General features: G+C 68.8%; 18 protein-coding genes. 8 read left to right on the forward strand and 10 right to left on the reverse strand.

What is annotated here, in order from left to right; all coding sequences use genetic code 11:
• Nucleotides 1-9 precede the first annotated feature (9 nt).
• Entirely contained in the window at nt 10-456 is a 447-nt protein-coding gene (locus tag RJ03_RS22760) for a GreA/GreB family elongation factor (protein ID WP_036505644.1), read from the reverse strand.
• Nucleotides 457-655: 199 nt separating this feature from the next.
• Between RJ03_RS22760 and RJ03_RS22765 the strand changes: the two genes are divergently transcribed.
• The 3 genes from RJ03_RS22765 to RJ03_RS22775 all read left to right on the forward strand — a co-directional run bounded on the left by RJ03_RS22765 (nt 656) and on the right by RJ03_RS22775 (nt 3,366).
• Nucleotides 656-2,185, forward strand: coding sequence for a PucR family transcriptional regulator (locus tag RJ03_RS22765; protein ID WP_036505624.1), 1,530 nt, complete (start codon nt 656-658; stop codon nt 2,183-2,185).
• Between the two features lie 96 nt (nt 2,186-2,281).
• Entirely contained in the window at nt 2,282-2,617 is a 336-nt protein-coding gene (locus RJ03_RS22770) for a metalloregulator ArsR/SmtB family transcription factor (RefSeq protein ID WP_036505625.1), read from the forward strand.
• Between the two features lie 14 nt (nt 2,618-2,631).
• Nucleotides 2,632-3,366, forward strand: a complete 735-nt coding sequence (locus RJ03_RS22775) for a DUF2071 domain-containing protein (protein ID WP_245552360.1) — start codon at nt 2,632-2,634, stop codon at nt 3,364-3,366.
• Nucleotides 3,367-3,380: 14 nt separating this feature from the next.
• Here RJ03_RS22775 and RJ03_RS22780 read toward each other — a convergent pair whose 3' ends face one another.
• Together RJ03_RS22780 and RJ03_RS22785 are read right to left on the reverse strand one after the other, a co-directional pair.
• Nucleotides 3,381-4,484 carry a GGDEF domain-containing protein gene (locus tag RJ03_RS22780; RefSeq protein ID WP_036505626.1) on the reverse strand — a complete coding sequence of 368 codons (1,104 nt, stop codon included), beginning with the start codon at nt 4,482-4,484 and terminating at the stop codon, nt 3,381-3,383.
• Between the two features lie 237 nt (nt 4,485-4,721).
• On the reverse strand, nt 4,722-5,309 hold the full coding sequence (locus RJ03_RS22785; RefSeq protein ID WP_036505627.1) for a TetR/AcrR family transcriptional regulator: 588 nt from the start codon (nt 5,307-5,309) through the stop codon (nt 4,722-4,724).
• Nucleotides 5,310-5,391: 82 nt separating this feature from the next.
• On the opposite strand from RJ03_RS22785, the gene RJ03_RS22790 reads away from it, so the two are divergent.
• Nucleotides 5,392-6,294, forward strand: a complete 903-nt coding sequence (locus RJ03_RS22790) for an alpha/beta fold hydrolase (RefSeq protein WP_051025103.1) — start codon at nt 5,392-5,394, stop codon at nt 6,292-6,294.
• 4 nt (nt 6,295-6,298) lie between these two features.
• On the opposite strand, the gene RJ03_RS22795 is transcribed toward RJ03_RS22790, so the two are convergent.
• From RJ03_RS22795 to RJ03_RS22805, 3 genes are all read right to left on the reverse strand, one after another.
• On the reverse strand, nt 6,299-7,435 hold the full coding sequence (locus RJ03_RS22795) for a phosphotransferase family protein (RefSeq protein ID WP_036505628.1): 1,137 nt from the start codon (nt 7,433-7,435) through the stop codon (nt 6,299-6,301).
• A 47-nt stretch (nt 7,436-7,482) separates the two neighbouring features.
• Nucleotides 7,483-8,709, reverse strand: a complete 1,227-nt coding sequence (locus RJ03_RS22800; RefSeq protein WP_036505629.1) for a cytochrome P450 — start codon at nt 8,707-8,709, stop codon at nt 7,483-7,485.
• Between the two features lie 138 nt (nt 8,710-8,847).
• Entirely contained in the window at nt 8,848-9,423 is a 576-nt protein-coding gene (locus RJ03_RS22805; protein WP_036505647.1) for a TetR/AcrR family transcriptional regulator, read from the reverse strand.
• Between the two features lie 76 nt (nt 9,424-9,499).
• Here RJ03_RS22805 and RJ03_RS22810 point away from each other — a divergent pair, with 76 nt between their 5' ends.
• Nucleotides 9,500-9,961 (forward strand): cupin domain-containing protein, encoded by a 462-nt coding sequence (locus tag RJ03_RS22810; protein WP_036505630.1) that lies wholly within the window; start codon nt 9,500-9,502, stop codon nt 9,959-9,961.
• A 42-nt stretch (nt 9,962-10,003) separates the two neighbouring features.
• Here RJ03_RS22810 and RJ03_RS22815 read toward each other — a convergent pair whose 3' ends face one another.
• A complete protein-coding gene (locus RJ03_RS22815) occupies nt 10,004-10,354 on the reverse strand; it encodes a UBP-type zinc finger domain-containing protein (protein WP_036505631.1) in 351 nt (116 codons plus the stop codon).
• Nucleotides 10,351-11,052 carry a type 1 glutamine amidotransferase domain-containing protein gene (locus RJ03_RS38145; RefSeq protein ID WP_218000995.1) on the reverse strand — a complete coding sequence of 234 codons (702 nt, stop codon included), beginning with the start codon at nt 11,050-11,052 and terminating at the stop codon, nt 10,351-10,353. Before RJ03_RS38145 ends, RJ03_RS22815 begins: the two co-directional genes overlap by 4 nt.
• Before the next feature lie 186 nt (nt 11,053-11,238).
• Here RJ03_RS38145 and RJ03_RS22825 point away from each other — a divergent pair, with 186 nt between their 5' ends.
• Genes RJ03_RS22825 through RJ03_RS22835 form a run of 3 tightly spaced genes read left to right on the forward strand, consistent with a single transcriptional unit; the run spans nt 11,239 to nt 13,344 of the window.
• Nucleotides 11,239-11,712: a MarR family winged helix-turn-helix transcriptional regulator gene (locus RJ03_RS22825; protein WP_245552361.1), complete on the forward strand. Its 474-nt coding sequence runs from the start codon at nt 11,239-11,241 to the stop codon at nt 11,710-11,712.
• Nucleotides 11,709-12,542 carry an ABC transporter ATP-binding protein gene (locus RJ03_RS22830; RefSeq protein WP_036505632.1) on the forward strand — a complete coding sequence of 278 codons (834 nt, stop codon included), beginning with the start codon at nt 11,709-11,711 and terminating at the stop codon, nt 12,540-12,542. Before RJ03_RS22825 ends, RJ03_RS22830 begins: the two co-directional genes overlap by 4 nt.
• Nucleotides 12,502-13,344 (forward strand): ABC transporter permease, encoded by an 843-nt coding sequence (locus tag RJ03_RS22835; protein ID WP_036505633.1) that lies wholly within the window; start codon nt 12,502-12,504, stop codon nt 13,342-13,344. Before RJ03_RS22830 ends, RJ03_RS22835 begins: the two co-directional genes overlap by 41 nt.
• A gap of 25 nt (nt 13,345-13,369) precedes the next feature.
• Here RJ03_RS22835 and RJ03_RS22840 read toward each other — a convergent pair whose 3' ends face one another.
• Nucleotides 13,370-15,100, reverse strand: a complete 1,731-nt coding sequence (locus RJ03_RS22840; protein ID WP_036505634.1) for an FAD-dependent oxidoreductase — start codon at nt 15,098-15,100, stop codon at nt 13,370-13,372.
• Between the two features lie 520 nt (nt 15,101-15,620).
• The coding region (locus RJ03_RS22845) for a non-ribosomal peptide synthetase (RefSeq protein WP_036505635.1) at nt 15,621-20,629 on the reverse strand (5,009 nt) is incomplete at its 5' end.

The raw sequence follows: 20,629 nt of genomic DNA on the forward strand, positions 1-20,629 counted from the left end.
CGACCGCGATCAACGCCGTCGCAGGTGCATGCCGTAGGGGACCGCCTCGAGCAATGTCACGTTCACCGACGCCCCGCTGGGAATCCGGTACGAGCACACCTGTCCGGGCCGGGCGCCGGTGAGCGCGCTGCCCAGCGGTGACTCGGGCGAGTAGACCTCGAGTTCCTCGGTGTCGGCGCCGTCGCGCCGGCCCAGCAGGAACGTTTCGGTCTGCTCGTCGTCGAACCGGACGGTCAGCACCATCCCGGGTTCGGCGATGCCGTCGTCGGCGGGCGCCTGCCCGACCACGGCACGATCCAGCAACTCCTCCAACTCCAGCCTCCGCAACCGCCGCCCGGCCGCGGACTGCCCGTCCTCGTCGCCGGGGCCGTGTTGCGCCGCCCGCAACTCCAGCAATTCCCGCCGCAGCCGCTCGTACGCGTCCTGCGTCAACCAGACGCTTTCGGTTCCCGTCATCTCATTCTCTTCGTCCACTGCCGACAACACCCGGCCCCCGGACGACACCACATCCGCCGCACCGAGGGTCCACCTCCAGAGTGACCCGCCGGCATACCCGCTACATTGTCGGTACCAAACAATCTCGACGGGCGCTGTTGTCGAGTGCGAACAGCGTGACGATCGCCCGAAGTTCCGGAAGGAGTCGTGAGCTGCACCGATGGTCAAATTGGACCGGTTGATCAATATCGTGAGCCGCTACGGCGCCCGCCTCCACGGCACCGTCGTGGACCGTGCCGTCGAGATCCACAGCGTCGCGGTTCACGACCCGATCCGCCCGCACGCGGCTACCGGCGATGTGTTCCTCGCGGTCGGTGCGGCCGACCTCGCCGAAGCCCTCACCCTGGGGGTGGACGCCCGGGCCCGGGTGATCGTGGCCCGCACCTCCGAGACACCGGATGCCCGGATCCGGCAGTTGCTCGGCGATCGCGGGCCGGCGCTGATGACCGTCGATCCGAGCGTGTCCTGGAGCCAGATCGCCTCGGTCGTCTACGGGCTGGTCCTCGAGGGCCGCGAAACCGAATCCGGGCGCGGTCCCAGCGATCTGTTCGCCCTCGCCGACACCATCTCCGCCTCCCTCGACGGGCCGGTGACCATCGAGGATCAGCTCTCGCGCGTGATGGCCTACTCCACCGCGCACCACGACACCGACCCGGTCCGCTCGGACACCATTCTGGGGCGGCGCATGCCCGATCGGGTGCGCCGATTCTTCGAGGAGCAGGGCATTTTCGCGCATCTGGCCCGCTCCGATGCGCCTCGCTACATCCCGCCGGCCCCCGAGCACGGACTGCACGGGCGCACGGTGGCGGCGGTGCGCGCGGGCCGGGAACTGCTGGGTTCGGTGTGGGTGTCCGGTCGCGAGCCGCTGTCGGCGGATCGGGCCCGCATCCTGCAGGAGGGCGCGCACACTGTCGCGCTGCATCTGCTGCGATCCCGGGTCAGTGCCGATCTGGAACGGCAGGTGGAGTCCGAACTGGTCATCGAGTTGATCGAGGGCAGCCCCGACGCGGAGGCCGCGATCGGCAAACTCGGCATCCCGGCCCGCGATCTTCGCGTCATCGCCTTACAGGCGCATGCCGAGCAGGAACGCAACGCCGGCATCCTGCTCGCGTTCGAACGCGCCACCACCGGTTTCGGCTGGTCGCGCCTGGGCCGCAGCACGCTGTTCGGCAATACCGTCTACACCGTGCTGCCCGCCGGTGACGATCCAGCGCCGGCGTATCGGTGGATCGCCGATATCGCCGCGAGCCTGCCCGCGCATATGAGCGTGGTGGCCGGCATCGGCGGCTCCGCCGACGCACGGGAGTTGCCCGCGAGCCGTCAGGAGGCCGACGAGTGCATGGCGCTGCCGGCGGCCACCTCCCCGGCTCCGCCCTGTTATGACACCGCCTGGGATCGGGTCCTGATTCAGCGCCTGCGGTCGATGGCCTCCACCGGCCGGCTGCCGTCCCGAGATCCCGTCGCCCAGCTCGCGGAGATCGACGAGCGAGCCGGCACCCACTATCTGCCCACGTTGAGGGCCTGGCTGGAAGCCCACGGCGATCCGAACACCGCGGCTCGCACTCTCGACGTCCATCCCAACACCGTGCGTCACCGGATGCGGCGGATGCGTGAACTGGACTTCCTCGATCCGGACGATCCGGCCAAACGCACGGCGATGCTCATCGCTTTGTCGATCCACACCGGCTGATCACCGATCGGCGAAAACCGATGTCTGTGGCATGAGGTGACCCGGCTGAAATAGCTTTCTTTATTCGCTATTTAGCTAAAGTGCTAACGTGTGAGCATGACCGAGTACAGGCCCGAAGAGGAAACCGGAGTGTTCCGCGCGCTGGCCGACCCCACGCGCCGGCAGATCCTGGAGGATCTGCGCCCCGGCGAGTTGACCGCAGGGGATATCGCCGCCAAGTTTCCGATCAGCGGTCCGTCGATCTCCCGGCATCTGGGCGTACTCAAGGCAGCCGGGCTCGTCCGAGAACGACGAGCCGGCAATCGAATCTTCTACTCCCTTGTCGAGGAACGACTGGCACTGTGTGTCGGCAGGTTCCTGAGCGCGATCTGCCCGGAGCAGGTCATCGTCAGACAGCGCAGACCGCGAACCACCGAGAACGAGGGAACCTGATGAGACCTCCGCGGATGTCCAGCGTCGTCGAGCGACGCCTTCTGGTGAACTACCGCGTCGCCCCTGAAGCGGCTGCGAGCTTGGTGCCGCCGCCGATGCGACCTCAATTGGTGGGCGGTTGGGCGGTTGCCGGCATCTGCCTGATCCGCCTCGGGCAGTTCCGACCCAGTCGGCTACCCGGCTGGGTCGGGCTGCGCAGCGAGAACGCGGCACATCGCATCGCGGTCGAGTGGGATGGTCCGCGGGGACGCTCGACCGGTGTGTACATCCCGCGCCGCGACAGCGGCTCGGTGATCAATGTCCTCGCCGGTGGCCGACTGTTTCCGGGTGAGCACAGTTCGGCGCGGTTCGACGTGCGGGAAACAGCGCAGGACCTGCATGTGGCCTTCACCAGTCAGGACCAGACGGTCTCCGTGAGCGTGGATGTCCGGACCGCTGAGCGGTTCCGGGGAAGCGAACTGTTCGCCGATCTGGCGCAGGCATCGGACTTCTTTCGGCGTGGCTCGGCCGGATTCTCGGCCACGCGTGGCGGTCGACGCCTCGATGGGCTCGAACTCCAGACGAACTCGTGGCACGTCGAGCCGGTCGAGGTCCAATCGGTCCGGTCCACGGTCTTCGACGACCGGGACCGGTTCCCGCCCGGCACCGCGGTGCTCGACTGCGCCTTGCTCATGCGCCAGGTGCCGGTGTCCTGGCGCCCCCTTCCGCCCCTGCGGGCCGATGTCGACTCCGTACCTGCGGGCGAATAGCGCACATCCACGGGTTATCCGGTGGCCCGGTGGTGATCCGGCGGCGGGGTGAGGTCCTCGACCACGACCAGATTTCCCCCGGCCTGCTTCGCGCGGTACATCGCGGCGTCGGCGGATTGCAGCAGCCGGTCCGGGGTCGGTCGCGGGCATCGCGGACAGGTCGTCGCGTCGTAGACCGCGACACCGACGCTGGCGGTCACCTCGACCGTGGTGCCCGACGGTTCGGCGACGGTGCGGCGCAGGCGTTCGCCCTCGGCGTGGGCGGCGTCGGCGGCGGCGATCGGCGTGGCGACCACGAATTCCTCGCCGCCCGTACGGGCCACCACCGCGGTTCGTCCGGCGGCCTCGTGCAGGCGCCGGGCGGTCCGCACCAGCACGGTGTCGCCGACGCGGTGTCCCCAGGTGTCGTTGACGTTTTTGAATTTGTCGAGGTCGAAGGTCATGACGCTGACCGCGGGGTGCTGGTCGACCAGCAGCGGGAGCCGGATCTCGAGGCCGCGACGGTTCAGCAGTTCGGTCAGCGGATCCGACATCGATTCGGTGCGCAGCAGCCAGTAGAGGATCTGCAGAGCGGGTACCGCGCTGACCACCGACACGAACAGCAGCAATCCGACCGCGACCGCGAGGCGCAGTTGTCCGCCGCCGGTGGCGATGCGCACCGACATCACGATCACCGCCAGCAGCGACCACGCCGAATGAGCCGCCAACACCCGCGCGTTGTGGAAGAAGCCGAGGTAGCTGCCGGTGACCACGAGCAATACCGTGCCCATCGCCGCGAACACCCGATCCGGCACCTGCAGGAATTCGAGGATGAACAGCACGTCGGCGCCGCCGATCAGCAGCAGCGATTCGGTTCTGCCGGGCCAGCGCAGCAACCACCAGCGCAGTGCCCACAGCGCCCCGCACGACACCCCGACCGTGGACGCGATGCCGGGATGGCCGGGCGGTCCCACCGGTGATCCCGTGATCACCGCTCCCATCGCCGCGATCATCGCCCCGGCGACACCGACCAGCACTTTCAGCGGACCCAGCGCGGATCGGGCCGTCAGGCTGCGTACCAGCCAGCAGTAGTCGACCGGATCGTTCCACCAGGCCCGCAGTGTCTTGCCGCCATTCATCGACTCACCCTCGCACCCGGCCGGTTGCCCGGCCGTCGCTCGTATCCGGTGCGAGAATCCCGGTGCGAGGATCTCGGGAATCTCATCGGCTGATCCGCAGCAGTCTAGACCGGCAACTCGGACCCTCCGGGCGAAAATGTGGTACTTCCACGACCGGCGCCGCGGATGATCGTCTCCGGTGAATGCTGTCGGTGCCGCCTCGCCCCCGTACGGCTCGACCCCACCGCGTGGATCGGCTCAGTGGTCGCCGGCCGCCAGCAGCAGGCGGGCCACCGAGGTCAGCCGGACCGCCATCTCCCGGTAGCTGTAGTAGCCCGTCCCGGCCTGGACCATAGCCCCGCTGACCGCGATGTTCAGCGCGTCGAGAAGGTCGTCGGTGCAGGTGTCGCCCAGGGCGGTGCGGACGCGGTCGCTCATCGCTGCGCCGATGCGGGTGCGCAGAGCCGACACATCGGGGTCGTGGCTGAGGATCGCGGCGGAGGCGGCCAGGCTCAGTTCCGGCTCTTCGGACATCAGCTCGCCTATCTCGGTGAATACGCTCGCCAGCCGCTGCGACGGCGTCTTGCCGGTGACCGGTCGAGCACACCAGGTGCGGATCCGGCGCCAGTACGCTTCGGCCACCAGATGCTGTTTCGCCGAGAAATAGCCGTAGGCGGTCGCGTGCGTGAGCCCGGCGCGCCGGCACACCTCCCGCATGGACAGCTGGTCGTAGCCCTGCTCCCGCAACACCTCGAGACCGGCGTCGAGCAGGCGGTCCACGGTCTCGGCGGAGCGGCCGGCCAGCGAGCGCCGGGGCGGGCGGGGTTGTATCGCGGCCTCCACCATGAATCAGACACTAGGATATACGCCTGTCAACAGCAAAAGCCGACGCCGGACCCAGCGGGTGCGGAACTACCGACGAGGCACGATGGCATCCACATTCACTCCCGCGCCGGATCGCACCGAATTCGATCTGGGACAGGTCAGCTTGCACGCCTTGACCTGGGGCGATCCCGCGGCGACGCTCGCGCTGTGCCTGCACGGCTACCCCGACACCGCCTGGACGTGGCGCCATCTCGGGCCCGCGCTGGCCGGCCACGGGTACTACGCCGTGGCGCCGTTCAGCCGCGGATATGCGCCGTCGACGGTGCCGGCCGACGGTGACGTGTCGACCGGTTCGCGGGTGGCCGACGCACTCGGCATCGCCGAGCGCCTGGGCGCCGAGCGGGCCGTCGTCATCGGCCACGACTGGGGCGCCTTCACCGCGAATGCCCTTGCCGCCCTGCCGGAATCGCCGTTCCGGGCCTTCGTCGCGGCGGCGGTTCCACCGTTGGCGAGTGTCAGGATCACCCGTGACGATCTCGCCCGCCACGTGGCGCGGACACTGGCGCAGTCGGTGAACAGCTGGTACATCCTCGCCAACCAGTTTCCGGTCGTTCCCGAACGCTTCTTCACCCCGATGACCGCGTTCCTGTGGCGCCGGTGGTCTCCCGGATACGACGCCACCGACGACCTCGCCCACCTCGCCGCGGCCGCTCCGCCGCAGCACCGCTCCGCGATCATCGGCTACTACCGGCAACTGGTCCGCCCGCGGTCGACGCGGCCCCGCGACCCGGACCGGCTGCTGATGTCGCCACCGATCCATCCGATTCTGCAGCTCTACGGCGCCACCGACGGCTGCCTACGGCCCGGCTTCTTCCAGGATCTCGACCGGCACCTGCCCGCGGGCAGCCGCGTCGTCCGCATCGACGACGCCGGGCATTTCCTGCACCTGGAGAAACCGGAGGCGGTGAACGAGATCATCCTCGACCATCTCGCAGGCGGGCAGTAGCGGTTCACTGCGTCGTTTCCCCGATCAGCGTGCGCAGCAGGGCCGCGTGGTAGAACAGCGACTCGACATCCTCGGGCCGATCCATCTCCCCGAAATGCACCCGGCGTGAGCCGGTGCGCATGAACACACACGCCCACACCACCGCCGAATAGACGTAGAACCAGCGCAGATCGCCGAGTTCGACACCGGTGAGGCGCCGATACGTGTCACGAACGTCGTTCTCGCGCAAGACGTCCGGCAATCCCGGCAGTCCGGCGAGCCCGCTCAACTCCTGAAACACCAGGTGCGCGAACACACACCACGCCACATCGAGTTCGCGTGGCCCGACCGTCGTCATCTCCCAATCGAGGACGGCGGCGGGACGGAAGTCGCGGTAGAGCACGTTGCCGATGCGCGCGTCGCCCCACAGCAGCACGGTCTCACCGGCCGCGATCTGTTCGGGCCAGTGGGTGTCGAGCCAGTCGAAGGCGCGCTCGACCAGCGGTGACCGACCGATATCGGCCACCGCGAACTCGTACCACGCCCGCAGCCAGGTGAGGTTCTTGCGCAGGGCGGTGTCGCCGGCGCGGTCGGCGACGAGGAAGTCGAATGCGGTGCCCGCGTCGGGGATCGAGTGCAGGGTGGCGAGCACCTCGATGGTGGCGTCCTGCAGCAGGCGCTGCTGTTCGGGTGCCGCGTCGAAGAACCAGTTGCCGCCGAACGTATACGGCATCACATCGGGCGGGACGATCCCCTCGACGTAGTCCATGATGAAGAAGGGAGCACCCAGCACCGTCGCCGTGTTCTCCAGAAACCGCACCCGCGGAACCGGAATACCGGCCCGACCGGCGGCCTCGATCACAGCGGCTTGATGGTCGAGACGGTAGACGGGAAAGACGGGAACGTCGGAGCCGGTGGGCGCCACCCGCATCACCCATTTCCGGTGCACGGGCGCGCCGTCGTCGTCCCATCGGGCGCCGAGCACGATCGTCTCCGAGGACATACCGTTGGCGTCGATCCCGCCGACGACGGAGATCTCGGGCCGCTGCCCGTCCGGCATGACCGTGGCCAGCCAGTCGGCGAGCAGCGCGGGCAACTGGGTGACGTCGCGACTCGAGCTTTGCAGCCGGCTGACGTTCTCCACGGTCGGTTCGCTGGCCACAGGCCGGCTCCTTTCACCGGGCGGGTCATCCACGGGCCACTCGGCGCTCATCGGGCGCCGATCGTGACCGGCATATGCCGGATACCGCTGTGTTTGTTGCTGCGGACGTACTCGACGGGCCCGCGCGGAGTGAGGGTTTCGACCCGGTCGAGCAGCGCGTCGAACATGACCCGCATCTCCATCCGCGCGAGCGAGGCGCCCAGGCAGAAATGCACGCCCCGCCCGAAAGCCAGGTGCGGGTTGGGGTTTCGGGTGATATCGAACCGGTGCGGGTCGGGGAACACACTGTCGTCGCGGTTGGCCGAGGCCCACCACAGCGTGACCTTGTCACCGGCGGCGATGCGGTGACCGCCGATCCACACGTCCGCGGTGGCCGTGCGCCGGTTGTAGGGGGTGGAGGATGCCCAGCGCAACATCTCCTCGACCGCGCCCGGGAGGCGAGTTCTGTCCTGCTGCAACTGTTTCCACAACTGCGGCGATTCGCTGAGCGCGGCCGTGCCGAGGGCGATGGAGTTGCGTGTGGTCTCGCTGCCCGCGGCGACGATCAGGCTCAAGAACAGGTGTTGTTCGGCGTCGGTCAGCGGCTGGCCGTCGACGAGGGCGTGTGTGATCACCGACAGCAGATCCGCACCCGGTGCGCCGCGTTTGCGCTGCAGCAGGTCCGCGGCGTAGGCGAACATGCGGGCCTGTGCCCGGGCGAGACGGTCGTCGACCTCGCCGACTTCGCGGCCGTCGTAGTCCAGGGTGACGTCGGCCCAGTTCATCAGTTCGTGGCGATCGGCTTGCGGCACACCGGCCAGCTCGGCGACGGCCTGCAGCGGCAGTTCCGCGGCCACGTCGGTGAGAAAGTCGCACTCACCCTTCGCCACGGCCGCATCCACGATGGCCGCCGCCCGCCGGCGCAGGTCGTCCTCGATCCGCCGCAGCGCTCGCGGGGTGGTGCTGGGTGCGAGCAGGCGACGGATCTTCGCGTGGCGGGGGTCGTCCATCATGTTCAGCAGCGCCCCGACCGGCACGCCCAGCGGCATATCCTCGAGCGTCGTGCCGCCGCCGTCGCGTCCGCCGCCGGATTCGGAGGAGAAGACCGTGGTGTCGGTGGCCGCGGCGACGATGTCGCCGTAGCGGCTGAGCACCCAGAAACCGTCGCCGCCGGGGCTGTGCGCGGTGGGCGGATGAAACCAGACCGGCGCCTCGCGTCGCAGCCGATCGAATATCGGATGGGGAAATCCGCTGGTGAACCGGTCCAGGTCGGTCAGGTCGACGTCCTCGTCCACGACGTTCGCGCCTCCTTGCCACAGCTCACCCGCCGGCGAATACCGGGCGCCCCCACACACCCGGCACGCCGTACCTTACAGGTGTCAATCCGGGCGTAAGGCCGGAAAAGGCGGACTCGCATCGGTGTCGCGCCGCCGCTACGACGAGTCGCGCGGCCGCAGACCGTCGAGCATCAGTTCCAGCAGGCGCCGCCAGTCGCCGCTGCCGGTGCGGATCGTCGCCGAGATCGCACCGACGAGCATGTAGGCGTCCGCGGCCGTGCAATCCTGCCGCAGCGCACCGGCCTCTCGATCGCGCGTGATGATCTCGCAGACAACGGTTTCCAGCCGGGCGCGAGACGATCCGCGCGGCTCGCTGCCGGGCGACCGGCGGGCGGCTTCGACGGCCGCGGACAGGCCCTGATCGGCGCTGAGCAGCTCGCCCACATGCGTCAGATAGCGTCGCAGCCCCTCGCCGGCGTGAGCGAGACACTCTGCGCGAGCGTAGTTCTCGATCTCCGTGAAGCGTTGCTCGGCCGCCGCGTCGACGAGCTCGGCGAGGGTGGGGAAGTGGCGATAGACCGTGCCGACCCCGACACCCGCGGCGCGTGCCACGTCGGGCAACTGCACCTGAGAGCCCTTCTCGGCGAACAACTCTCGAGCCGCGTCCAGGAGGCGGTCGCGGTTGCGGGCCGCGTCGGCGCGAGTTCTTCGTGGCGTCGCGGGTGTTGACACCTGTCCGTCCTTTCCGTCTACCATCGAGACGGAAGCGGATTCCGATTCCGTTTTGTCCCGCGGGAAGGGTAGCACGATGTCGCACAACAGATTTCTCCACGTGGCTCCGGGTGAGGTGCGCCCGGGGCGGGTTCCGATGCCACCCGCCTTCGCGGTCAAGGCCGCCACAGCCGACACCGAGGGCCGGTTCTCACTGCTGGAGGTGACCTTGGCCCGAGACATCCCGCGACACACGCACGAGGTGGCCGACGAAAGCGTCTACGTGCTCAGCGGTGAGCTCGGAGTCGACTTCGACGACCGGTCGTTCGTCGCACCGGCGGGCACGTTCGTCCTACTGCCACAAGGGATTCCGCACGCCCTGCGCGCGGTCTCGGACCCGCCGCCCACAGTGCTCCAGATATCGTCGCCGGGCGGATGGGAATGCTATCTGGAAGACCTGTTCGAAGCAGGCCCCACCGTACTCACCGACGGCGCACTCGACCCGCGCAAGATCAACCCGATCGCCGCGGCGCACCGCATCCGCTACGACGAACACTGAACGCCGGGCCGGCGGAGCGGTCGGTAACCCGGCGTGGCGCCGTCAGTGAATGTGGTCCTGCCAGTCCGCGGGGACGTGACCCGCGGGCCCCGGCACCGGCTGCGTCTCCGGGTGACTGGTCGGTGGCGCCAGTTCCGGCCCCTCACCGACCGCGCCGTCGCGGTAGTCGTAGAACCAGTCCTCGCCCGGTTCGAAGCTCTGGATGATCGGGTGGCCGGTACTGCGGAAATGGGCGGTGGCGTGCTGGGCGGGGGAGGTGTCACAGCATCCCACATGCCCGCAGCGCGCGCACCGACGCAGATGCACCCACCAACCGCCGGCGGCGACACACTCCGCACACCCGGTTCCGCTGGCGGGCACCTCGACGTCGATATCGCTGCCGGAATCGCTCACCGCTGCTCTCCTTTCAGGGTCGCGACCACCGCTTCGGCCACGCCGCGCGCACTGGCGGGGTTCTGACCGGTGATCAGCCGCCCGTCGGTGACGACGTAAGGTCCGAACGGCTCGTCGGCCATGCTGTAGTCGGCGCCCAATTTCACGAGTTCGTCCTGAAGACTGAACGGTACCGCGTCGGCGCGCTGAGCGGCTTCCTCCTCCGTCCACGAGAACCCGGTCACCCGCCGCCCGGCGATCAGCGCCGCCCCGCTCTCCAGCGGGACGTTCAGCAATCCGACCGGACCGTGGCACACCGCCGACACCACGCGGCCGCTGTCGTGGAAGGCCGCGGTGAGCGCGCCCAGATCGTCGCCACCGAAGTCGAACATCACCCCGTGCCCGCCGGTGAAGTAGATCGCGTCGTAATCCTCGACCTCGATCTCGCCGATACTGCGCGTGCGGTCGAGCAGGTCCATGAATTCCCGGTCGCGGTAGCGGCGGTCGGTGCCGAGATCGGCGAGGACGTCACGGGCCAGGCTCTCCGGATCGATGGGCACGAATCCGCCTGCGGGACTGGCGATGTCGACGCTATAGCCGTGTTCGGTGACATAGTCGTAGAAGTGGGTCAGCTCGCCGAGCCACAGCCCGGTGCGATAGCCGACCTTCTCGTATTCCCCGGCATTGGTGACGATGACCAGAATCCGGTCGGTGGCCACGGCGATCTCCTTCCGGTCGATGCGAATTGCGACCGGCCGTCCGAGATCACTGTCGTCCGATCCGGGAAGACCGCCGGCCGCGTGACGTCGATCACAACCTAACACAGGCGCAGGTCGCCGGAGCCGTCCCGGGACCCGGGGGAGACTCACAGGAAAATAGCTCTGAGTCAGAGGTATTATGGGGAGGTGACCACCCCACCCGCCACCCACGCCGAACTGGTCCCTCGGCTCATGAGCGCCTTCGGCCGCTTCCGCCGCCAAGTCGGGCGCATCGCCGGCCGATCCTTCGACCGGCCCGGCGTCAGCGCCTCCCAAGCCGAAGTCCTGCGCCTCGTCGGCCGCAACCCACACATCTCCGTCAAATCCGCCGCCGCCGAGATGGGACTGGCACCCAACAGCGTCTCCACCTTCGTCACCGCACTCGTCAAAGACGACCTCCTCGTCCGCGAACCCGACCCCACCGACCGCCGCGTCATGCGCCTGAGCCTGCCCGCCCACGTCCAGCGCGACGTCGACGACATCCGCAGACGCCGCCACGACATCGTCGCCACCGCCCTCGAGGCCCTCACCCCGGCCGAACGCGACGACCTCCTGCGCGGCCTCGCCGTCGTCGACAAGATCACCGAACTCCTGCACGACCACGAACAAGGACGACGATGACCCCGCACGCCCCACCCGAACACCACCCCGCCATCGACTGCCGCGACCTCACCCACCGCTACGGCGACCACACCGTCGTCGACCACCTCGACCTGCGCATCGAACGCGGCGAGATCTTCGGCCTCCTCGGCCCCAACGGCGCCGGCAAAACCACCACCATCCGCCTGCTCACCACCCTCATGCCCATCCAGCACGGCACCGTCGACATCCTCGGCTTCCGCGCCGGCCGCCACGACACCGACATCCGCTACAACCTCGGCTACGTCCCCCAACAACTCTCCATCGAAGCCACCCTCACCGGCCGCCAGAACGTCACCTGGTTCGCCCGCCTCTTCGACGTCCCCCGCCGCGAACGCCGCCACCGCGTCACCGAAGCCCTCGACGCCATGAACCTGCTCGACGTCGCCGACCGCCTCGCCGCCGGCTACTCCGGCGGCATGATCCGCCGCCTCGAACTCGCCCAGGCCCTCGTCAACCGGCCCGCCCTGCTCATCCTCGACGAACCCACCGTCGGCCTCGACCCCATCGCCCGCGACAGCGTCTGGGAACGCGTCCACGACCTGCGCACCCGCTTCGGCACCACCGTCCTGCTCACCACCCACTACATGGCCGAAGCCGACAGCCTCTGCGACCGAATCGCCCTGCTGCACAAGGGAAAACTCCGCGCAGCCGGCGCACCCGCGGATTTGAGAGCCGCACTCGGCCCGCACGCCACCCTCGAAGACGTCTTCCGCCACCACGCCGACGCCGGACTCGACGACGACCCCACCACCGAAGGAGGACTGCGCGGTGTCCGAAGCACCCGCCGAACCGCTCAACGCGCCGGCTGAACTGCCGCCCCTGCGCCACGCCCCGCACGGCGCCGCCCGCATCGCCACCCTGGGCTCCCGCATCGCCACCTTCGCAATCGTCGAACTGCAGAAACTGCGCCACGACCGCACCGAATTGGTCACCCGCGCAGTGCAACCCGCGCTGTGGATGCTGATCTTCGGCACCACCTTCGCCCGCCTGCACACCATCCCCACCGGCGACATGCCCTACCTGGACTTCCTCGCACCCGGCATCATCGCCCAATCGGCACTGTTCATCGCGATCTTCTACGGCATCCAACTGATCTGGGACCGCGACGCCGGCATCCTCAACAAACTCATGGTCACCCCCACACCCCGCGCGGCGCTGATCACCGGCAAATGCTTCGCCGCCGGAGTACGCGCCATCGCCCAGGTGCTGATCATCGTCGTCCTCGCCCTGATCATGGGCGTCCACATCACGATGAACCCGCTGAAACTGCTCGGCGCCCTCGCCGTCGTCGTCCTCGGTGCCGCGTTCTTCGCCTGCCTGTCGATGACCATCGCCGGGCTGGTCACCCAACGCGACCGCCTCATGGGCATCGGCCAGGCCATCACCATGCCGCTGTTCTTCGCCTCCAACGCCCTCTACCCGCTGGCGCTCATGCCCGGCTGGCTGCACGCCGTCAGCCACGTCAACCCGCTCAGCTACGAGGTCGACGCCCTGCGCGGACTGCTCGTCGGCGGCACCGCCGACCTGTGTACCGACTTCGGCGTCCTCGTCCTGGCCGCCCTCCTCGGAATCGCTTGCGCCTCAGCGCTGCTGGGACGCCTCACGCGCTGACGTCGAGAACCGGAACCACGCCGGCTCAGGCCGGGCGGCCACCCGCCGGGGTGTGCCGGACCTCCACGATCGGCAGCCGCAACGCGGCAGGGGAGGAGTTCGGAGCGACGGGGGCTACCGGCGCGATCGGATCGATGCGCCGGTAGGGCAGATCCATCGGCGGCCGCGGATCGCGCTCGTCCTTGTTCGGCCACATCGACGCCGCCCGCTCGGCCTGCGCGGCGATCGTCAACGACGGATTCACCCCGAGGTTCGCCGAGATCGCCGACCCGTCCACGATGCTCAACGTCGGATATCCGTGCACGCGGTGATACGGATCGATCACACCGTGCTCACGGTCGCCGCCGATCACACACCCGCCGATGAAATGCGCCGTCATCGGCACACCGAAAATATCGGGCCAGGTGCTGCCCGCGGTGGCGCCGAGTTTGTCCGCCACCCGCCGCGTCACCTCGTGACCGGCCGGAATCCACGACGGATTGGGCTCACCGTAACCCTGCCTGCTGGTGTAGCGGCGACCGAACAGCCCACGCCGGGTGAACGTGGTGATCGAATTGTCCAGGCTCTGCATCACCAGCAGAATCAGCGTCCGCTCGCTCCATCGCCGGGTGCGCAACAACCGCACCGTCCGCACGGGATGGGTGGCCGCGATCGCCAGCACCCGCACCCACCGCGGCACCGCCTTCCCGCCGTCGACCAGATAGGTCTGCAACAGCCCCATCGTGTTCGAACCCTTGCCGTAGCGCACCGGCTCGATATGGGTGTCGGCGGTCGGATGGAACGACGACGTGATCGCCACACCCGCCGTCAGATCCAGGCCGGTGTCCACCCGGGTGCGGCCCGCACCCAGAATCGCCTCGGAATTCGTGCGGGTCAGCACGCCCAGCTGCGGCGACAACGCGGGCAGCACCCCGGTGTCGCGCATCCGGAACAGCAACCGCTGCGTCCCCCAGGTCCCCGCCGCCAGCACCACGTACCGCGCCGAGAAGCTGCGCCGCCCACCTCGGAATCGGCCCGTGCGGCGCGTCTCGACGCGCCAACTGCCGTCATCCTGCGGTCGCAGGGCGGTCACGGTGGTCATCGAATGTACTTGTGCCCCAGCGCGTTCGGCCAAACCCAGATAATTCTTGACCAGCGTGTTCTTCGCGCCGTGCCGGCAACCGGTCATGCATTCGCCGCATTCGATGCAGCCGGTGCGCTCGGGTCCGGCGCCGCCGAAATAGGGGTCCGGGCTCGCCACTCCGGGCTCGCCGAAATACACGCCGACGGGGGTCGGGACGTAGGTGTCGGCGACGCCCATCTCCTCGGCCACCGAGCGGATGATCTCGTCGGCCGGAGTGGTGTGCGGATTCTCGACGACACCGAGCATGCGCCGGGCCTGGTCGTAGTGCGGGGTGAGTTCGCCGTCCCAGTCGGTGATCTGGGCCCACTGGCGGTCCTCGAAGAACGCGCGGCCCGGCTTGTAGAGGGTGTTGGCGTAGTTGAGTGATCCGCCGCCGACTCCGGCGCCGGCGAGGATGAAGCAGTCGCGCAGCCGGTGGATCCGCTGGATGCCGTAGCAGCCCAGTGCCGGCGCCCACAGATATCGCCGCAGATCCCAGCTCGTGGTGGCGAAGTCGGCGTCCTCGTAGCGTCGCCCGGCCTCGAGCACCGCGACCGAATATCCCTTTTCCACCAACCGCAATGCCGTCACACTGCCGCCGAATCCGGATCCGACGATCACCACATCGACATCGAAAGGCCGCGCTGCCTTCATGACACCTCCTGGCGAGGACGCTAACAAGTCACCAGCGGGCCCGCGAGGTTCTCGTGGCGGGTACCAAACCGTGCGGTGTGCACTGCCCCTGAGTCACAATGCGTCGGCAAGGCGCGCGGTGACGTTCAGCGGATCCGGATCTCGACTCCTTGCGAGAGGCCCGCCCAGCCACCATCATTACGTCACTGTGACGTTTTATGGCAGGAGTCCGGGAAGCTGGGGAAGTGGGCCGATAAGGGGCGAAATAGACCCAGCACGAGCAGCAGAAAATTTTCCGGCAAATCGGACCTGAGGCGAAAAAGTTCATCCGGCGGATTTCGGCGAGTGTGCGCGAGACTTCGCCGGCATCGAGCACCGTCGCAAGCAGACAGAAGAGCCGAGCGATAAGCCGAGGCGCCGACGCCCGCGCGCGAAACACACTGACACACAGGCGTAAACGCAGCCAACAGCGCCCGTTCCATTGCGCCGATAATCTACATTATGTCAAGTAATGGCAGTCCGGCCTCGAAGACCCATCCCCTCACCGATCCAGCCGGCGGTTGAGGATCTTCGCGATCTCGGCGACCACCGCGGGTTCGGTCATCGCCAGATGCTCGGCCGCGATATCGACGTTCGAGATCTGACCGCTGACGAACCGAGCCCATCCCTCGTGGCCCGTGGCGTCGGTGCGCCGGTCCGTCGTGGCGGTGAAATACAGCATGTCGGCATCGAGTACCGGCGGCTGCCAGGCACTCGCGGCGCGGATCGACAGGTTGTAGGCGTCGGTCATGCGTTCGATGGTCGCGGCGTCGATGGCGAAGCTGTCGCCCAGCTGCCGGCGGATCAGGTCGGCGGCCTCTTCGGCGGTCGCGTCGGCGCCGACGACATCGATGCCCATGACCGGGCCGAGATTGCTGATCAACTCCCCTGGCGTGGCCTCGGCGACCTCCGTGGCGTCGATCCCCTCGGCTTCCGCGTCCAGCAACGCCAGCAACGCGACTTCCTCACCGGCCGAACGCATTTCGGCGGCGACGGCGTGCGCGATCTGCCCGCCCAGCGACCAGCCGAGCAGATGGTAGGGCCCGTGCGGCTGGATGGCGCGGATCTCCTCGAAGTAGCGGCGCGCGATCTCCTCGAACGTTTGCGGGCCGGGCACTTCCCCACCGATCTGCGGCGCCTGCAGGCCGTAGATCGGGCGGTCGCCGGCGAGGTGGTCACCGAAGGTGTAGTAGCACCACGACAGTCCCGACGCGGGATGGATGCAGAACAGCGGTGGCCGGCTGCCGCCGGTCCGGATCGGCAGCACGACGTCCAATCCGAAGGCTGCAGACCCGGATTCGTGATGCCCGTTGCTCATTCCGGTTTCGATGCGCTTGGCGAGGTCGGCCGGATTCGGATCCGACAGCATCCATCCGAGCGGGATCTCGAAGTGCAGTTCCTTGGTGAGTTCGCTGGCGACCTGCACCGAGCGCAGCGAGTTGCCGCCGAGGGCGTAGAAGTCGTCGTCGGCTCCGACGTGGGTGACGCCGAGGACGTGTTCGAACGCGCGGGCGATCTCGCCTTCCAGCCAGGACGACGGTTCGCGGAACTCCCCTACCGCGGCCATCGGTTCGGGTAGCCGCGCGCGGTCGAGTTTGCCGGATGCGGTGAGCGGCACGGTGTCGAGCACCATGAGCGTGGTGGGCACCATGTAGTTGGGCAGTTCGGCGGCGGCGTGCGCGAGGACGGCGTCGGTGTCGACGGTGGCGCCGGCGACGGGTACGAGATAGCCGACGAGCTGGGCGGCGATCTCGCTGGAGTGGACGACGGCGATGGCGCGGGCGACGCCGGGATGTTCGGCGAGTACGGTTTCGATTTCGCCGAGTTCGATGCGCAGGCCGCGCAGTTTGACCTGGAAGTCGGTGCGGCCCAGGTATTCCAGTTCGCCGTCGCCGCGGCGGCGCCGCACGAGGTCGCCGGTGCGGTACATGCGCCCGCCGTCGTTGTAGGGGTCGGGCACGAACCGTTCGGCGGTGAGGCCGGGGCGGGCGTGGTAGCCGCGGGCGATCTGGGTGCCCGCGAGGTACAGGTCCCCAGCCACTCCGGGCGGTACGGGGTTGAGCCGGGCGTCGAGGACGTAGGCGCGGGCATTCCAGACGGGCCGACCCATCGGCACACTGCCCTGGTCGGCGGCGGTGACGCGGTGGGAGGTGACGTGCACGGTGAATTCGGTGGGTCCGTACAGGTTGTCGAGTTCGACGTCGGGCAGTACGCGCCGGACGGCGGCCACGGTGTCGGATCCGAATGCCTCTCCCCCGATGAGCAGCGCGCGCAGCGAGGGCAGGGTGCGGGCGGGTGCGGCTTCGGCGAAGACGGCGAGCATGGACGGCACGAACGAGGTGATCGTGATCTGCTGTGCGGCAATGATTTCGGCGAGATATGCGGGGTCGGTGTGGCCGTCGGCGCGGGCGATGACGAGGCGGGCGCCGACGCCGAGGGTGGCGAACAGTTCCCAGACCGAGACGTCGAAGGTGGCCGGTGTCTTCTGCAGGACCACATCGTCGGCGGTGAGTTGATATGTGTCGCTGAGCCAGCGGACCTGGTTGGCGGCCGCGCCGTGCGGGACGGCGACGCCCTTGGGCCGGCCGGTGGATCCGGAGGTGAACAGCACGTAGGCGGTGTTGTCGGGGCGCAGTGGCGCGTGGCGTTCCCGGTCGGTGACGGGTGTGTCATCGAAGCCGGACAGATCGATGCCGTCGAGGGTGGACAGGACGACGACGGGGTCGGCGGTGGCCAGCATGTAGTCGATGCGGTCGGCGGGCAGGTCGGGGTCGACGGGCACGTATCCACCGCCGGCGGCGAGGGCGGCGTAGAGGGCGGTGACCTGGTCGAGTGAGCGGCGCATCCGTACGGCGACCAGCTTTTCCGGGCCGACGCCGCGGGTGATGAGCCAGCGTGCGAGCCGGTTGACGCGCGCGGAGAACTGCGCGTAGGTCAGGGACTCGTCGTCGTAGGTGACGGCGGTGCGGTCGCGGTATGCCGGTACGGCGTCGGCGAACATGGAGGTCAGTGTCTCGTCGGTGGGGAGGGCGTGCTGGGTGGAGTTCCAGCGGACGACGACGTTGTGGCGTTCGTCGGCGTCGAGCAGGTCGACGTCGTGGACGAGCCGGGTGGGGTCGGCGACGAGGGCGCGGAGCAGCCGGTCGAGGCGGGCGGCGATGGCGGTGACGGTGTCGGGGTCGAACAGGTCGCGGGCGTAGGTGATGCCGCCGGTGATGCCGGCGGGGCCGCCGTGGTCGTCGTAGCTGTCGGAGACGGTGATCTGCAGGTCGAACAGGGAGGTGTCGAGGTCGGCTTCGACGGCGGAGAGGGTGAGTTCGGGGAGTTCGAATTCGGTGCCGGTGAGGTTCTGGAAGGCGAGCATCACCTGGAACAGGGGGTGGTGGGCGTGGGAGCGGGCGGGGTTGAGTTCCTGGACGAGTCGTTCGAACGGGACGTCGGCGTGGCCGAAGGCGGCGAGGTCGGTGTCGCGGACCTGTTCGAGCAGATCGGTGAACGTCATGTCGGTGCTGACGTGGGTGCGCAGGACGAGGGTGTTGACGAACATGCCGACGAGGTCGTCGAGTTCGGGTTCGCCGCGTCCGGCGTAGGGGGTGCCGATGGTGATGTCGTCGGTGCCGGCGAGGCGGGCGAGGACGGCGGCGAGGGCGGCGTGGAAGACCATGAACAGGGTGGTGTTGTGGGCGCGGGCGATGTGTTGGAGCCCGGCGTGGAGTTCGGGGTCGACGGTGAGGGGCACGGCGGCGCCGGCGTAGGTTTGCACGGGCGGTCGCGGCCGGTCGGTGGGCAGGGCGAGCAGTGCGGGGACGTCGGCGAGTTGTGTTGTCCAGTAGTCGATCTGGGCGTGCAGGAGCGAGTCGGGGTCGCTGTCGTCGCCGAGGACGGTGCGTTGCCAGAGGGCGTAGTCGGCGTATTGGACGGGCAGGGGTGGCCAGGCGGGGGCGTCGCGGTCGAGTCGTGCGGTGTAGGCGATGGTGAGGTCGCGGGCCAGTGGCGCCAGGGAGGATCCGTCGCCGGCGATGTGGTGGACGACGAGGGCGAGGATCCAGGTGTCGTCGCCGATGTCGTAGAGCCGGATGCGCAGCGGCACGGTGGTGGTGACGTCGAAGACGGTGGCCAGCAGCGACGAGAGGGTGTGTGGGAGTTCGGTTTCGGCGATGCGGGTGACGGCCAGGGGTGGGACGGCGTCGGCGGGTGGGAGGATTTTCTGGGTGGGTTCGCCGTCGACGGCCGGGTAGATGGTGCGCAGTACCTCGTGCCGGGTGATGACGTCGCCGATGGCGGCGTGCAGGGCGTCGGTGTCGAGGCGGCCGGTGAGCCGGATGACGATGGGGATGCTGTAGGCGGGGGTGTCGGGTTCGAAGCGGTTGAGGAACCACATGCGCTGTTGTGCGTAGGACAGCGGGAGGTGGTGTGGGCGTGGTTGTTCGGTGAGGGCGATGCGGCGGGTGTCGGCGTGGGATTCGGCGCGGGCGGCGAGTTTGGCGACGGTCGGTGCGTCGAAGATCATCGAGACGGGGACGCGGGTGTCGAGGGCGGCGCCGATGCGGGCGGCGGCGCGGGTGGCGACGAGGCTGTTGCCGCCGAGGTCGAAGAAGTTGTCGTCGGCGCCGATGGCGGTGTCGAGGCCGAGGAGGTCGGCGAAGATGCCGGCGACGATTTCCTCGACCGGTGAGGCGGGTGCGCGGAATGTTTCGGTGTGCAGGACGGGTTCGGGTAGTGCGCTGCGGTCGAGTTTTCCGTTGGGCGACAGTGGGATCGCGTCGAGGATCATGACGGCGGCGGGCACCATGTAGGGCGGGAGGGCGTCGGCGATCGCGGTGGTCAGTTCGGTGGCGGTGGGTGTGGCGCCGGGTGCGGGGACGACGTAGGTGACCAGCATGGCGGGGGCGTTGCCCTGGCGGTGGGCGATGGTGGCGGCGAAGGCGATGTCGGCGCGGGCGTCGAGGACGGCGTCGATCTCGCCGAGTTCGATGCGGTAGCCGCGCACTTTGACCTGGAAGTCGTTGCGTCCGACGAATTCGATGTCGCCGTGGGTGTTCCAGCGCACGAGGTCGCCGGTGCGGTACATGCGGGTGCCTGGTTCGCCTGCGGGGCAGGGCACGAAGCGGGTGGCGGTGGTGGCGGTGCGGTTGAGGTAGCCGCGGGCCGGGGCGAGGCCGGCCAGGTAGAGTTCGCCGACCACGCCGGCGGGGACGGGATGCAGGCGGGTGTCGAGGATCAGCGCGTGCATGCCGGGTAGTGGGGTGCCGATGGTGGGCCGGTCCCCCGGGTGCAGCGCCCGGGTGGCGGTGGCGAGGATGGTGGTTTCGGTGGGGCCGTAGAGGATGCGGAATTCGCGGGTGCCGCGGCGGTCGGTGCCTGCCCACCGGTTGATCAGTTCGGCGGGGACTTCTTCGCCGCCGGAGAGCACCAGGTGCAGGTCGTCGAGTCCGGTGGGGTCGACCGAGGCGAGGGCGGCAGGGGTGACGAAGGCGTGGGTGACGTGCCGGTTGCGTAGCAGGTCGGCGA

This window comes from Nocardia aobensis NBRC 100429, from assembly GCF_000308375.1.
Taxonomy (GTDB): Bacteria; Actinomycetota; Actinomycetes; order Mycobacteriales; family Mycobacteriaceae; genus Nocardia; species Nocardia aobensis.

What these genes read in the sequence shown, in the direction of transcription:
- RJ03_RS22760 (WP_036505644.1), bottom strand. Translation starts at nt 456, where the DNA reads ATGACGGGAACCGAAAGCGTCTGGTTGACGCAGGACGCGTACGAGCGG.
- RJ03_RS22765 (WP_036505624.1), top strand. Translation starts at nt 656, where the DNA reads ATGGTCAAATTGGACCGGTTGATCAATATCGTGAGCCGCTACGGCGCC.
- RJ03_RS22770 (WP_036505625.1), top strand. Translation starts at nt 2,282, where the DNA reads ATGACCGAGTACAGGCCCGAAGAGGAAACCGGAGTGTTCCGCGCGCTG.
- RJ03_RS22775 (WP_245552360.1), top strand. Translation starts at nt 2,632, where the DNA reads ATGTCCAGCGTCGTCGAGCGACGCCTTCTGGTGAACTACCGCGTCGCC.
- RJ03_RS22780 (WP_036505626.1), bottom strand. Translation starts at nt 4,484, where the DNA reads ATGAATGGCGGCAAGACACTGCGGGCCTGGTGGAACGATCCGGTCGAC.
- RJ03_RS22785 (WP_036505627.1), bottom strand. Translation starts at nt 5,309, where the DNA reads ATGGTGGAGGCCGCGATACAACCCCGCCCGCCCCGGCGCTCGCTGGCC.
- RJ03_RS22790 (WP_051025103.1), top strand. Translation starts at nt 5,392, where the DNA reads ATGGCATCCACATTCACTCCCGCGCCGGATCGCACCGAATTCGATCTG.
- RJ03_RS22810 (WP_036505630.1), top strand. Translation starts at nt 9,500, where the DNA reads ATGTCGCACAACAGATTTCTCCACGTGGCTCCGGGTGAGGTGCGCCCG.
- RJ03_RS22830 (WP_036505632.1), top strand. Translation starts at nt 11,709, where the DNA reads ATGACCCCGCACGCCCCACCCGAACACCACCCCGCCATCGACTGCCGC.
- RJ03_RS22840 (WP_036505634.1), bottom strand. Translation starts at nt 15,100, where the DNA reads ATGAAGGCAGCGCGGCCTTTCGATGTCGATGTGGTGATCGTCGGATCC.